The 14,344-nt window shown below is 42.4% G+C and carries 10 protein-coding genes; 7 read left to right on the top strand and 3 right to left on the bottom strand.

Annotation, left to right across the window (positions count from 1 at the left end; translation table 11 throughout):
- Positions 1-134 precede the first annotated feature (134 nt).
- The 5 genes from mutL to uvrA all read left to right on the top strand — a co-directional run bounded on the left by mutL (position 135) and on the right by uvrA (position 8,714).
- The gene (gene mutL / locus AC1RRY_RS00490; RefSeq protein WP_492819064.1) at positions 135-2,033 is read left to right on the top strand and encodes a DNA mismatch repair endonuclease MutL; all 1,899 of its coding nucleotides are present in this window, start codon (positions 135-137) and stop codon (positions 2,031-2,033) included.
- A 10-nt stretch (positions 2,034-2,043) separates the two neighbouring features.
- Complete coding sequence (locus tag AC1RRY_RS00485; protein WP_492819066.1) at positions 2,044-2,697, top strand: rhomboid family intramembrane serine protease; 654 nt, start codon at positions 2,044-2,046, stop codon at positions 2,695-2,697.
- Between the two features lie 38 nt (positions 2,698-2,735).
- Positions 2,736-3,644, top strand: coding sequence for a rhomboid family intramembrane serine protease (locus AC1RRY_RS00480; RefSeq protein WP_492819068.1), 909 nt, complete (start codon positions 2,736-2,738; stop codon positions 3,642-3,644).
- A 179-nt stretch (positions 3,645-3,823) separates the two neighbouring features.
- Positions 3,824-5,758, top strand: a complete 1,935-nt coding sequence (gene dxs, locus AC1RRY_RS00475; RefSeq protein WP_492819070.1) for a 1-deoxy-D-xylulose-5-phosphate synthase — start codon at positions 3,824-3,826, stop codon at positions 5,756-5,758.
- 112 nt (positions 5,759-5,870) lie between these two features.
- A complete protein-coding gene (uvrA, locus tag AC1RRY_RS00470) occupies positions 5,871-8,714 on the top strand; it encodes an excinuclease ABC subunit UvrA (RefSeq protein WP_492819072.1) in 2,844 nt (947 codons plus the stop codon).
- A gap of 58 nt (positions 8,715-8,772) precedes the next feature.
- Here uvrA and AC1RRY_RS00465 read toward each other — a convergent pair whose 3' ends face one another.
- From AC1RRY_RS00465 to AC1RRY_RS00455, 3 genes are all read right to left on the bottom strand, one after another.
- Positions 8,773-8,994 (bottom strand): DUF2795 domain-containing protein, encoded by a 222-nt coding sequence (locus AC1RRY_RS00465; protein WP_015028821.1) that lies wholly within the window; start codon positions 8,992-8,994, stop codon positions 8,773-8,775.
- Between the two features lie 254 nt (positions 8,995-9,248).
- Entirely contained in the window at positions 9,249-11,753 is a 2,505-nt protein-coding gene (locus AC1RRY_RS00460; protein WP_492819074.1) for a PspC domain-containing protein, read from the bottom strand.
- 78 nt (positions 11,754-11,831) lie between these two features.
- Positions 11,832-12,167: a PadR family transcriptional regulator gene (locus AC1RRY_RS00455; RefSeq protein ID WP_492819076.1), complete on the bottom strand. Its 336-nt coding sequence runs from the start codon at positions 12,165-12,167 to the stop codon at positions 11,832-11,834.
- A gap of 262 nt (positions 12,168-12,429) precedes the next feature.
- Here AC1RRY_RS00455 and AC1RRY_RS00450 point away from each other — a divergent pair, with 262 nt between their 5' ends.
- Both AC1RRY_RS00450 and AC1RRY_RS00445 read left to right on the top strand, forming a co-directional pair.
- Complete coding sequence (locus AC1RRY_RS00450; protein WP_492819077.1) at positions 12,430-13,302, top strand: helix-turn-helix domain-containing protein; 873 nt, start codon at positions 12,430-12,432, stop codon at positions 13,300-13,302.
- Between the two features lie 198 nt (positions 13,303-13,500).
- Positions 13,501-14,325 (top strand): aldo/keto reductase, encoded by an 825-nt coding sequence (locus AC1RRY_RS00445; RefSeq protein ID WP_492819079.1) that lies wholly within the window; start codon positions 13,501-13,503, stop codon positions 14,323-14,325.
- The last annotated feature ends 19 nt before the right edge of the window (positions 14,326-14,344 follow it).

Below are 14,344 nucleotides of genomic sequence, written 5' to 3'. Positions count from 1 at the left end.
TTTAAATAATGTCTTTAAAGGGTTGCTCATTTAAACAAATATGGCTGAATTTATTTGTACCTAAGGAACAATTTTCTTTAAAATTAAGGTTATTTAAATAAATTTGAGAGTTAAGAGGGCAAAAAAATAATATAATGCTAGATATCATTCATTTACTACCTGATTCAATTGCCAATCAGATTGCGGCGGGAGAAGTTGTGCAGAGGCCGGCTTCAGTAGTAAAAGAATTATTGGAGAATTCGATTGACGCCCAGGCCAATACCATACAACTGATTGTAAAAGACGCGGGCAGAACACTTATACAGGTAATTGACGACGGCATAGGCATGTCGGCAACGGATGCCCGCATGAGCTTTGAAAGACATGCGACGTCAAAAATAAAAACCGCCGACGATCTGTTTGCCATCCGCACCATGGGTTTCAGAGGGGAAGCGCTGGCTTCTATTGCGGCGGTAGCTCAGGTTGAGCTGCGTACACGCAGACAGACAGACGAAGTAGGTACGATGATCAGAATTGAGGGCTCGGAATTTAAAAGCCAGGAATCGGTCTCGTGCACGAAAGGCACCAATTTTCAGGTAAAAAACCTATTCTTCAACGTGCCCGCCAGAAGGAATTTCCTGAAGTCGAACCCGGTTGAAATGAAGCATGTTTTAGATGAGTTTCAACGGGTTGCTTTGGCGCATCCTGAAATCTATTTCACGCTATACCACAACGATGTGGAAGTGTATAACCTGCCGACCGGAAAGTTGAGCCGGCGAATCATCGATATTTTTGGTAAGACCTATCGCGAACAACTGGCTAACTGTGAAGAAGAAACTCCGTTTGTAAATGTGGATGGGTTTGTGGGTAAGCCCGAGTCGGCCAAGAAGGGTCGTGGAGAACAGTTTTTCTTTGTCAATAAACGTTTCATTAAACATAACTACCTGCACCATGCGGTTCTGAGCGCTTTTGAGGCCACCATCCCTGAAGGCAGCAGTCCGTTTTATGTTTTGTTCCTGGAGATTGACCCCTCACATATTGACATCAACATTCACCCGACCAAGACTGAAATAAAGTTTGACGATGAAAGAGCAGTGTATGCCATCATAAGGTCGGCCGTAAGACGGGCCATAGGTGTTTATAATTTAACACCTACCATTGATTTTGAGTCTGATATCAATTTCGGGAATATTACCTCAACCAGCAGGTTCAACAATATACCTGCACCGATCAACTCTGCCATTTCTGATTTTGAAAAACCCCGCAGGTCATCAGAGGCTTTGCCCCCTTTAAATGACGATTTCTCACCGAGGGAACAGTCAAACCACGAAAACTGGCGTAAGCTTTTTGAAGGACTCGAAAGTTTTAAACCCAATAATCAAGCTAATCTTGACTTTGCCGTTGACACGCCTAAAGACCTACCTATAACGCTGGGAAGCAAAGCCAATGATATTGTTGATGAGAGCAGGTTATTGGCAGAAATCAAGGACATCAGCGCTATTCAGATTCCGAACAGATTCATTGTAGCCCAGGCCAAAAACGGCCTGATGCTTATAGACCAACGTGCGGCCTACGAACGGATACTGTACGAAAAGTATCATAACAACCTGAAAAACAAAAATTCGTTTACGCAACAATTGCTTTTTCCGAAAACCCTGGATCTGTCTCCCGCCGATTTTCAACTGGTACTTGAAATACAAAATGAGATCAAGGCTTTAGGATTTTCGTTTGAGGAGTTCGGGCAAAATACCATTAAAATAAGTGGTGTGCCACCTGAGGTGCAGGAAGAAAACGAAAAAGAAATTTTTGAAGGGTTGCTTCAACAATTCAAGACCAATCAAAGTGACTTACATCTGGATGTGATTGAGAATGTGGCACGCTCATTCTCAAAAAAATCTTCTGCCAAATATATTGGTGAACTTTCAAAAATTGAGATAAATTTACTGATTCATCAACTTTTTGAAACGGCTGTTCCCGGTTATACTCCTAACGGAGAACCGATTATGACCATATTGTCGCTGGAACGTTTGGCCGACCTAATTAATAAAAAATAAAAGAAAAGCTATGTTTTATTTAAGTCCTGTTGCCCGTAATTTATTGATAATAAATGTTGTAGTATTTTTTCTGTCGAGTTTTCTGAATGATGATTACATTACACAGCAATTTGCATTTTTTAACCCTATTCTGCCGGGAAGCCCCGATTTACTGAATCCGAATTTCAAGATATGGCAGCCGTTCACCTATATGTTCATGCATGGTGGGCTAGGGCACTTAATAAGCAATATGTTTGCTTTATTAATTTTTGGTTCGGGTATCGAAACATTTTTGGGTTCCAGACGTTTTTTAATATACTATTTGATTACAGGAATCGGAGCCAGTTTTATTTACACTTTTGTAAATATTTATGATATGCGTCAGTTCTCACCAGACTCTGAAGCATACTGGATATTGGCCGCAACGCCGATGGTTGGGGCATCGGGAGCTATATTCGGAATTCTGATAGCATATGCCTATTTGTTTCCGAATAATGAGTTAATCATTTTCCCGTTTCCAATACCTGTTAAGGCTAAATATCTTGTAACTTTTTATGGCATTTATGAGTTATATGCAGGTATTCAGGGTACATCTATGGGCGTCGCCCATTTTGCACATATAGGTGGGTTGTTGGTAGGCTTTATTCTGTTAAGATTTTTCGGGTTCGGGAAAATGCGTTATTGATTTATTATATTAAATTTGTTTAAGGAAAAAGAGAGCGGGTGGCAAATTTTTTAGATGACATAAAAAGGCCTTTTCGCCGTGGGAATACATTGGTGCAGCTGATGCTCATCAATGCAATAGTTTTTCTGTCTTTAATTCTGACCGGATTTATTCTGTCGTTTTTTCCCAGCGGTAATATTATCGACAAAACCATCAACGACAACATTCTGCTGGTGGCTCCTGTCAGGGAATTCATCTGGAAACCCTGGACACTCCTTACCTATTGCTTTGCACATTACAGCTTCTGGCATTTGCTCTTCAACATGCTTACGCTTTTCTGGTTCGGCACATTGGTACAGGAATTTATCGGTAGCAGAAAGCTATTGAATATCTATCTTTTGGGGGGTATTTTCAGTGGCCTGATTTACATCGGTATTTATAACCTGCTTTCGTTAGCACCTCAGGTAAACAACATTAACTCTACTGTATTAGGAGCCTCAGCTGCTGTTTGTGCGGTAATGTTTGCGGCTGTTACCCTTTTGCCCGAATACGAGTTTTATTTCTTCGGTCTTTTCCTTATTAAAATAAAATACATAGCCTGGTTTTTTCTTCTCCTGTCTTTTATAGTTCCAAGCAGTGGCATTTCTCACTTAGGCGGTGCAATGGTTGGTTACTCCTATATTTATTTATTACGCAAAGGCATAGATTTGGGTAGCCCCATTGAAGCGGTAGCCGATTGGTGGGGTGGTCTTTGGATGCCAAAACCCAAAATGAAAATTCCGCAAAGAAAATACAGCGAGTCTACGGTTGCGAGTAAAGGCATGAGCAGCTCCGGCCTCGACCCGAATTATTTTCCGGATCAGGATGAAGTTGATGCCATTTTAGATAAAATTGGTAAATCAGGTTACGAAAGCCTGACAAAAGAAGAAAAACAAAAACTCTACAGAGCCAGCCAAAAGAAAGATTAGTTCAGTCAATTTCTGATATTTTTTGTACCTTTGTCGGCTTCATTGACTTCATACTTCACAAATAAGTATGATTGACAATCTGTTTGAGTGTAAAAACATAGATTTTTACATCAGGATTAAACATTTTATAGTATGTTTGGTTTAAACAGGACAATCGACTTGTAATTTGTTATAAAGATATGCTCATCACATCCGGCGAACTTCTGGAACACATCGACGACCCCTCCGATCTAAGGAAACTTGACCGATCAAAACTTCCACAACTTGCCGACGAACTACGACAGTTTATTATAGACATTGTCTCGGTCTACGGTGGACATTTCGGGGCAAGTCTTGGTGTTGTTGAACTAACGGTAGCACTTCATTATGTATTCAATACCCCCGACGACCAGCTGGTTTGGGATGTGGGGCATCAGGCCTACGGCCATAAGATTCTTACCGGACGAAGAAAACAATTTCATACTAACCGCTTTTATGGCGGTATATCTGGTTTCCCTAAACGCAAAGAGAGTATCTACGATACTTTTGGCGTTGGGCATTCTTCTACTTCTATTTCTGCTGCTTTGGGCATGGCTGTTGGCTCTTTGCAAAACGGTAATAAAAAACGCCAGCATATTGCAGTAATCGGTGACGGCTCCATGACAGCCGGAATGGCTTTTGAAGCGATGAATCACGCCGGGGATTTAAAAGATGCTAATCTTTTGATAATCCTGAACGACAACTGCATGGCCATTGATCCCAATGTTGGGGCGCTGAAGCAGTATCTGACCGATATTACCACTTCGCAGACCTATAACAGAGCCAAAGACGATATCTGGAACCTGTTAGGCAAAATGAGCACCTTTGGCAAAAGTGCAAGAGAAATTGTGCAAAAGGTAGAGAACGCCATGAAGGGCGCTTTACTGAGCCAGAGTAATTTATTTGAAGCACTGAATCTCCGTTATTTCGGCCCCATTGATGGTCATGACCTTGACCACATGGTGAGTGTAATGGAAGATTTAAAGAATATTCCTGGCCCTAAAATCCTGCACTGCCTTACAGTAAAAGGCAAAGGATACGGCCCTGCCGAAAAAGATCAGACCAAATGGCACGCCCCCGGTCTTTTTGATAAAGTAACCGGTGAAATAAAGAAAAAAGTTTATGACAGACCCATGCCTCCTAAGTATCAGGATGTATTCGGGCATACCATAGTTGAGTTGGCCGAAGTCAATTCTAAAATTGTAGGGGTTACTCCTGCCATGCCGTCGGGTTCATCATTAAATATCATGATGAAAGCCATGCCGGAGAGGGCCTTTGATGTGGGTATTGCTGAGCAACACGCCGTAACTTTTTCAGCCGGAATGGCCACACAGGGCATGGTGGTTTATTGCAATATCTATTCTACATTTATGCAACGTGCGTACGACCAGGTGATTCATGATGTGTGTATTCAGGAACTACCGGTTATCTTCTGCCTTGACCGGGCCGGATTTGCAGGTGCCGACGGGCCTACGCATCATGGCGCTTATGACATTGCTTATATGCGGTGCATACCGAATATGGTGATAGCTTCGCCGATGAATGAAGAGGAACTGCGCAATATGATGTATACCTTCCAGTTGGATGAATCACAAAAGCTGAAAACCGCTTTTACGATTCGCTACCCGCGCGGTGAAGGCGTTTTGCCCGACTGGAGGCGATCACTAAGAAAAATAACTATCGGCCAGGGCCGGAAGATAAAAGACGGAAACGATGTTGCCATTCTGACTATCGGGCACATAGGCAACTATGCCATAGAAGCCTGCGAAATGCTGAAGAGAGAGGGCATCAGTGCAGCACATTACGACCTCAGATTCATAAAGCCATTAGACGAAGCCCTCTTACATGAGGTATTCCAACAATTCGATAAAGTAATTACGGTAGAAGATGGCTGCGTGAAAGGTGGTATGGGGAGCGCCGTGCTTGAATTTATGGCCGATCACGAATACACTTCTAAAGTAAAACGCCTGGGCATACCTGACCGGATAGTAGAACACGGCGAACAGATTGAGCTACACCGTGAGTGTGGCTTTGACCCTGAAGGCATTGCCGAAGCCGCCAGAGAAATGATAAGCAATAAGGTTCTGGTGTATTAAGATTCTGATTATTTAAATATTGAAATTAAGCGGCTATAGCCGCTTAATTCGTTTTAAACAGGAACCACAAGCCCCTATTTTTCGTTAAATCTAAATAATCTGCTTTATAATTGTGAGCGAAAAACAACTGAATGACATCGACCTGACTGGCTTTGACCAAATAGAGGTTTTAGGTGCCCGAGAACACAATCTTAAAAATATTGACGTCAACATTCCCCGCAATAAGCTCGTGGTTATCACGGGTATTTCGGGTAGCGGTAAATCTTCCCTGGCTTTCGACACCATCTATGCCGAAGGACAAAGGCGCTATATGGAAAGTTTCTCTGCCTACGCCCGTAGTTTTATAGGTGATATGGAACGGCCCGATGTTGATAAAATCAACGGGTTGTCGCCGGTAATCTCAATTGAGCAGAAAACCACTTCCAAAAACCCGCGCTCTACTGTTGGTACTACCACAGAAATATATGATTTCCTTCGTCTGCTCTTTGCGCGTGCCAGCGAGGCATTCAGCTATGTATCTGGCGATAAAATGGTGAAGCAAACGCAGGATCAGATTATCGACCAGATTTTGCAGCAATTCGAAAATCAGAAAATCACTCTGCTTGCACCTCTTGTCAAAGGGAGAAAAGGGCATTACCGTGAGCTGTTCGTTCAGATAGCTAAGCTGGGTTATAATAAAGTGCGTGTGGATGGAGAGATAATGGAGATAACTCCGAAGATGCAACTCGACCGCTACAAAATTCATGACATTGAAGTAGTGGTAGACCGGATTATTCCGAAGTCGGACGACAGGTATCGCCTGAACCAATCGGTAAGTACTGCCTTAAAACAAGGCAAAGGCTCTATGATGTTGGTAGATGTACAGGATAAAGCTCAGTATTTTTCACAGAATCTGACCGATCCGAAATCGGGTATTTCTTATGAAGATCCTTCACCCAACAGCTTTTCATTTAATTCCCCCTACGGCGCCTGCCCTACCTGCAACGGTTTAGGCACCATTGAAGAAATAACTGAAGACTCGATCATTCCTGATAAATCACTAAGTATTAGTCGCGGGGGGATTGCTCCTTTAGGCGAATACCGTGATTTATGGATTTTCAAACAGATAGAAATTATTCTGAAAGGCCTTAAAGCCAATATTTCCACCCCGATAGATAAGCTTCCGCCAGAGGCGCTGAAAACTATTTTATATGGGAGCGACGAACCCGTAGCGGTGCCTTCAAAAAAATACCCGGGTACCGATTGGAACACTACCTTTGAAGGAGTCATTACTTTTCTGAAACGTCAGCAGGACTCCGACAACGACAAAATTCAGGATTGGGTGCGCGACTTTCTGGTAATCAGAACGTGTCCTGATTGTAATGGCTTGCGTCTGAAAAAAGAATCGCTGCACTTCAAGATTGACCATAAAAATGTTGCCGAACTGGCAGAGATGGATATCCGCGAAATTGCGGATTGGTTTGAAAATCTGGAAAGCAGGATATCAGACCGCCAGAATACCATTGCCCGTGAGATACTGAAAGAAATCCGCAAGAGACTAGGCTTCCTTTTGGGAATAGGATTGGATTACCTGACACTGAACAGGCCGTTGAGAACCCTTTCAGGCGGTGAGTCGCAACGGATTCGTCTGGCCACTCAGATAGGTACTCAATTGGTTGGTGTGTTGTATATTATGGATGAACCCAGCATTGGCCTGCACCAAAGAGATAATGTAAAGTTGATTCAGGCATTAAAAGACCTGCGTGACCTGGGCAATACGATATTGGTAGTAGAACACGACAAAGACATGATGCTGGAGTCGGACTATATTCTGGACATCGGCCCCGGAGCCGGCAGACATGGCGGAAACATTGTAGGCCAAGGCACTCCCCAGGAGTTTCTTGAAAACAGAAGTACAACATCTGACTACCTCAGCGGTCGGACAAGCATTGAGATTCCGAAAGAAAGAAGAAAAGGAAACGACAAAGCACTGGTAATTAAAGGCGCTACAGGGCACAATCTGAAAAACGTTACGTTGAGAATACCATTAGGCAAAATGGTATCTATTACCGGCGTAAGTGGTAGTGGTAAGTCGTCGCTGATTCATGAAACTTTGTTTCCGATTCTGAATCGCCATTTTTATAACTCGAAAAGAGAACCTCTTCCTTATAAATCAGTCGAGGGGCTTGAGTTCATCGATAAAGTAATTGAGGTAGACCAAAGTCCGATCGGACGGACACCGAGAAGTAATCCTGCAACCTATACCGGGATGTTTTCAGACATCCGGGTTTTATTTGCCGAATTGCCCGAAGCGAAAATCAGAGGTTATAAACCGGGGCGTTTTTCGTTCAATGTGAAAGGCGGGCGTTGTGAAGACTGTGAAGGTGCCGGTATGAAAAAGATTGAGATGGAGTTTCTGCCTGATGTGCACGTAGCCTGCGAAACCTGCAAGGGCAAACGTTTTAACCGTGAAACACTGGAAGTGCGCTTCAAAGGTAAATCAATTGCCGATGTACTCGACATGACCGTAGAACAGGCATTGGATTTCTTCGAGTTTCAACCTAAAATTTTCAGAAAAGTACAAACGCTTTTCGATGTAGGGCTTGGTTATATTACTCTGGGGCAACATGCCACTACGCTTTCAGGCGGTGAGGCACAAAGGGTGAAGCTGGCTGAAGAACTATCTAAAAAAGATACGGGAAAAACCCTCTATATATTAGACGAACCCACTACGGGTCTACATTTTCAGGACATCCGGAAACTATTAGAGGTATTGCAGAAGCTGGCCGACAAAGGTAACTCGGTATTGATTATTGAGCATAATCTGGATGTAATCAAGGTATCAGACCATTTGATTGATCTCGGGCCTGAAGGAGGCACCAAAGGAGGACAGATTATTGCAGAGGGCACGCCTGAGCAAATTGCCAAAGTAAAAGGAAGCTACACCGGGTATTTCCTGAAAGAAGAGTTAAAATAAAACTTGTAAAGCAAAAAGAGCAATAAACGGGGTTTATTGCTCTTTTTATGAACGAAATCTAATATTCATCTTCATTGAAGAAAAAGTCATCTTTGGTCGGATAATCCGGCCAAATCTCTTCGATGCTTTCATACGGTTGCCCGTCGTCTTCTAATTCTTGTAAATTTTCAATAACTTCAATGGGTGCTCCTGAACGAATCGAAAAATCTATCAACTCATCTTTTGTAGCGGGCCACGGAGCGTCTTCCAGATACGACGCAAGTTCGAGTGTCCAATACATAGTTTATTCCTTATTTAATGTTACAAAAAATTTGTGGCTGCAAAAGTATAACAATTTTTAATTTGTCAAGTATTTTGTTCCGGAAATGTACTAATTGTCAAACGTTTTTTTTAGAAAATATTATATACTCTTTAAAAAAACATGAATTCAGCAATTCAATATTGTGATTATCAACTGGTTACAAAAATAAAAAAAACTCCTTTTTTTCAAAATAAAAAGGAGTTTTTTTTATATCGACTCACCTAAAAGTATTTCTACTCTCTGGTAATCTTGCTGGCGCCGTTCGTATGAGAAGAGTTCAGATTTTTCACTCTTCCTAAACGCACCTGGCTGGCTCCTGATGCCTCAGCATTTACCTGATCAATGATCATATTGCGGGCATTAATCTGGCAGGCTCCTGTGGCATCAATATCCACTTTTTCAGCATAGCCGCGTAAATCTACATTCGAAGCGCCGGTAGCGTCCAGATCTATCTTTCGGGCATCCACATCTAGTGCCAGTTTCACTGCTCCTGATAATTCAATATTAATATCCTGATTCTTATCCTTGAATCCGAGTACTTTTACGGTTGAAGCACCTGATAAATCCAGTCCATCCAGTTTTGGCATGGTAATGTTAATCCGGGTTCTTTCACGTCTGCCATTGAAAGAAAACTTATCTCTGTATTCTATTTCAAGTGTTCCGCCTTTCAGGTTCACATCAAGGTCATCAATGTTATCCCGGCTATCAGAATTAGCGTCAACACTAAATACATCTCCCTGGCGCACGGTTACTATAAAGGCTCCTCCTACTTCAATTTCTTTGAAATTTTTCACATCAAACTTCTTCTCAAACTCACCTTTTCCGTCAAAAACCTCCGTGTCAAAAGAAACCTCATCATCACCATAATCATGTCTGTCTCTTAGTGCCTCACGCTCCTGATCGCTCAGCTTAGGGCAATCGCGACAAATCATTCCTGAATCAGCGTTCATCACAAAGGTATATTTGTCAATATCCTCATCGTTCACATCAAAGTTGGTGTTCCAGCGATTGAAAACTTCATAATAGAACCGTCTGGTTAGTTTAAACGCTTTGTTGTAAGGAATGTAAAGGGTCATGTCGAGGTCCTGGGCACGGAAACGCGCGCCATCAGCCAGTAGCATTTCTTCGTCGAAAATCAAGACCGAGTCTTTCTGTTTTACATCATACACTACTTTTCTGGCATTGGCTTCTGCATCTGCTCTATTGCGCCCCTGTGCTTCAAATCTTTGTTCCAGTTTCAGGTCTGTTCCTTCATAACCTTTCAATTCTACACTTACCTGATCTTTTACTTCAAGTCCGTCAAACTCATCATCATGGTTATCATACGAATCAATCACCAGTGTCTGGGTAGGTAGCGTGTAGTTTTTAATTACTTCCACTCTTCCTTTTTTCTTGAAGTTCATGGCATATTTAGTAGCCAGAATACCGGTTCCCATCAATCCGGCCACCCATAGGCCAAGCAATGAAATCCAGAAATTGCGGGTGCCGATTCTACGATTGGTAATGAATATCAAACCGGCCAGCAACAGAGCAAGGAATGGTGTAAACATGGCAAGGAATGCAAATAATCCTGTTACAGGGTGGATATCTTCTGCAAATACCCTGAAAGGACTGTTGTCAAAAAAGTCATTACCTTCCATGCCGCTCATCACTCCGAAAAACGCTGCAATAGAACCTATAACTGCTACCAGCGCTGACAAAGCAAAAATCATCAGTACAATACCTGCCAACACGCGCACCACCGGCCCTAAATTCTTCAGTATTTCGCCTACGCCTTTAATAACCACCGCTATTAACCGGAAAGGGAACAGCAATATCTTGGTTATTACATTTTCAGGGGCGCTCTTATCCACTTTCAATCCTTCTTTTATATTGGTTTCAATATTTGAAAGCGTAACCGGTTCGCCTTTCATTTCCATTTTCTGGGTGAGGGTCTGTGCCTTAGGAGCAACAATCCAGAGAATAATATAGGTTATACCACCAATAAATACGATAGGCACTCCAATAACGAACAATAATCGGATAACCGTAACATCAACCCCAAAATAAGCTGCCAGACCACTGGCCACACCACCTAATACCTTGTTGTCATTGTCGCGATAAAACTTCTTGATTTTCTCGTCTTCCACAAGACTGGCATTGGGTGGAAACACAATCCAGCATATAAAATAGCCCAGAAATACAAAGCCTGAAATCGGAGCCAGATCATCGATCAATGGAGGTATACCCAGAAAAAGGAATAGAAAGATGATGCGCATCCAGACTACATCAATATTGAAATAATGTGCAAGCCCGGCCAGAACCCCTCCTAATGCTTTGCGTTTTACGTCGCGATACAAGCGTTTCGGGCCTGATGACGCTGTTTGCTGGCTGCCAAAAGCTGGTCCTTCTTTTGATGCATCAGGTTGACTAAAGGCTGAACCTTCTGCTTTTTCGCTGGCAGCTCTTTTCAGGTCTTCGTCTTCCTGAAAAGCTTCAAAGTCAGCTACGCTACCCATTGATTGTATGAGGTCATTTACACCTTCAAGTGTTATTACCTGAGCGGCATTATCTGATTTCCCTTTGATCCAGAATTTCTCTGCAATACGGGCTTCAATATCAGAGACAATCTCCTGACTGCCCTCATACGATGAGAAGTATTGCTGGATGGAACGCAGATAGCTACTTAATTTGTCGTAGGCGTCTTCTTCTATATTGAAAACCACACCCGCTATATTTATCTGTATTGTCTTTTTCATTGTCTTAAACTGTAAATACCACAGGGAATTGCCTCAGTGGCTTATATGAATGAAAGGTAAGTCTTCAGTATTTTAAGTTTATTTGGTTTTCTTGCTGATAATGGTGCTTACTGATTCCGATAATTCATTCCAGGTACCATTCAGGCTATCTAAAAACAATTGCCCCGTTTCGGTTAATACATAGTATTTTCTTGGCGGGCCGGAAGTGGACTCAACCCACTTATAATCTAAAAGACCGGAGTTTTTCAGGCGTGTCAGTAATGGATAGAGCGTACCTTCAACTACCATGATTCTGGCATTGATAAGTTCGTCTAGAATTTCAGAGGCATAAATCTCGCCCCTCGAAATTATGTGTAAGATGCAGTACTCCAATATCCCTTTCCGCATCTGCACTTGGGCGTTTTCTAAATCCATATTATCTTATCGTTTAAAGCAGTATCTGCTCGAATTAATGATACAAAGTTAATAAAAGGTACTATGCAATGCAAGATACTTGGTCTAAAAAATTATACAATTATTATGAACGGTAAAAAACCATGAGCAGATCCGGATTTTTAAGGACGAATTTTATTCTTTTTTAAGTATCAGATTATTATTTTCATTCGTACTTTTGAATTCTTAATGATTTTTTGTGAAAACGCCGGATTTTGAAGTTTTTATTGGCATCACAAAACTGATGCAAGCACTTGGCTTACCGGATCCGTATTCGTCCGATTTTCAGCTTTACAGGTTTGAAGAAGCCATGAAGACCAGGCCTGCCATTAGCCCTGTATACAGAAGCGACAGCTATATCTTTGCGCTTGTTACAGGTGGGAAACTTTCTTTCAAAGTAGGTATTTCTGATTTCCTGATGCAGCCCGGCACTTTGTATTTTCTTAGCCCCTGGCATTTGCAGCAGTATCATCGGCTGGAAGACTTAACGGGCTACATCTGCTTTTTTAATGAGAACTTTTTCTCTGCTACACCTGAAGGCTTGCAGACGATCCGTGATTTACCCATGTATCAACTGGAAGGCCGGGCGGTATTTGACCTGATGCCCGACCAGCAACAACCCTTTATAGACTTATTTGAGCTGATGCTGAGAGAAGCCCGCAACCCTGCAGCTTCCCGTTGGGAAATCATACGTCATCTGATACACATCTTTTTTATAAAAGCCCAGGAAACCTGCCAGAGCCATGTAAAAAGCAATGCTGATTCCTCTAAGAACATAAGACTGACCAGCGCTTTTGAACGCCTGCTGGAAGAACATTTTCTATTGCTGTCAAAAGGACGGACGGGGAAAGTGTTTTCGGTCAATGAATTTGCCGAGCAACTGAACGTGCATCCGAATCACCTCAGCAATATGCTGCGCAAAGAGTTGGGTAAATCGGCTAAACAACTGATTAACGAACGATTGGTTTTCGAGGCCAAATCTCTGCTACATACTTCTGAACTTTCCGTAACCGAAATCGCGTATCGCCTACGCTTTGATGAACCTACCAATTTTACCAAATTCTTCAAAAAATCTACAGGCATGCTACCGCGTGAATACCGTACACAAACTATGTAGGTATTACCGATGCTGTTCATTGAATCCGGTTTTTCAGCTCAACATTCCGGTCGGTTATAGTTAATCTCAGTATAATTATATAATTATTCCCTTTTTAATCCCTGTATCTTTGATTTTTACCATTCTTCGTTCAAAACTTACCGTGACTAACCTCCTTTACAATCAGAACTTTGTAGGGTATTTTCTTTTAAAGCCTTCATGGAAATTTTTAATAAACAATTTACTATAGGTGATTCCCTAGTAATTAACCGCGTCGGTCTAGGTACTATGCGGGCTACTACAGGGGCAGGTTCATGGGGTGAACCAACCGACCGGCAGGCGGTGGTTAGACTGATACGAAAAGCCTATGAGCTGGGTGTCAATTTTTTCGACACTTCAGATGCCTACGGTCCGGGTTGCTCAGAGCTGATTCTTGCCGAAGCCATAGAGCCTTTTAAACATAAGGTAATAGTGGCTACCAAGGGCGGTTCTGTTAAATATGCACCCGGAAAAATATTTGCCAGCGGCAAGCCGGGGTATCTGAAAACCGCGGTTGAAGCCAGCCTGCGCCGCCTAAATGTAGGAACCATTGATTTATACCAGCTTGACCACGTAGATCCGGAAGTACCCATTGAAGAGTCGATATGGATGCTTGCTACTTTAAAGAAACAGGGGAAAATCAGAGAAATCGGTCTTTCGAATGTTACAGCCGGGCAATTGCGGTTGGCACAGAGCATTACCAACATTGTATCGGTTCAGAACTCACTGAGCATTGCTAACCAGACACATCTGAAATTTGCTCAAACCTGTGCCAGCGAAAACATTGCTTTTATTGCGTATTGCCCGACGGCTATGATAGATACCGAAAAAACACCCAAGTATCAACAAAAAGCTATAGAAATGGGCATCACGCTACCACAATTATCGTTGTTGTGGCTGCTGGAAAAATTGCCAAATATTATTCCGATTCCGGGTACGTCGTCGGAAAAACATTTGCAGGAAAATTTAGCTGTGTGGGAAATCGGCCCGTCTGTGCTGAACTAAGCAGCTATTGTATTACTTA

It is taken from the genome of Emticicia sp. GW821-FHT11C11 (genome assembly GCF_058808615.1).
The sequence above is the reverse complement of the archived record's forward strand: the minus strand, read 5'-3'. Positions and strand labels throughout refer to the sequence as shown.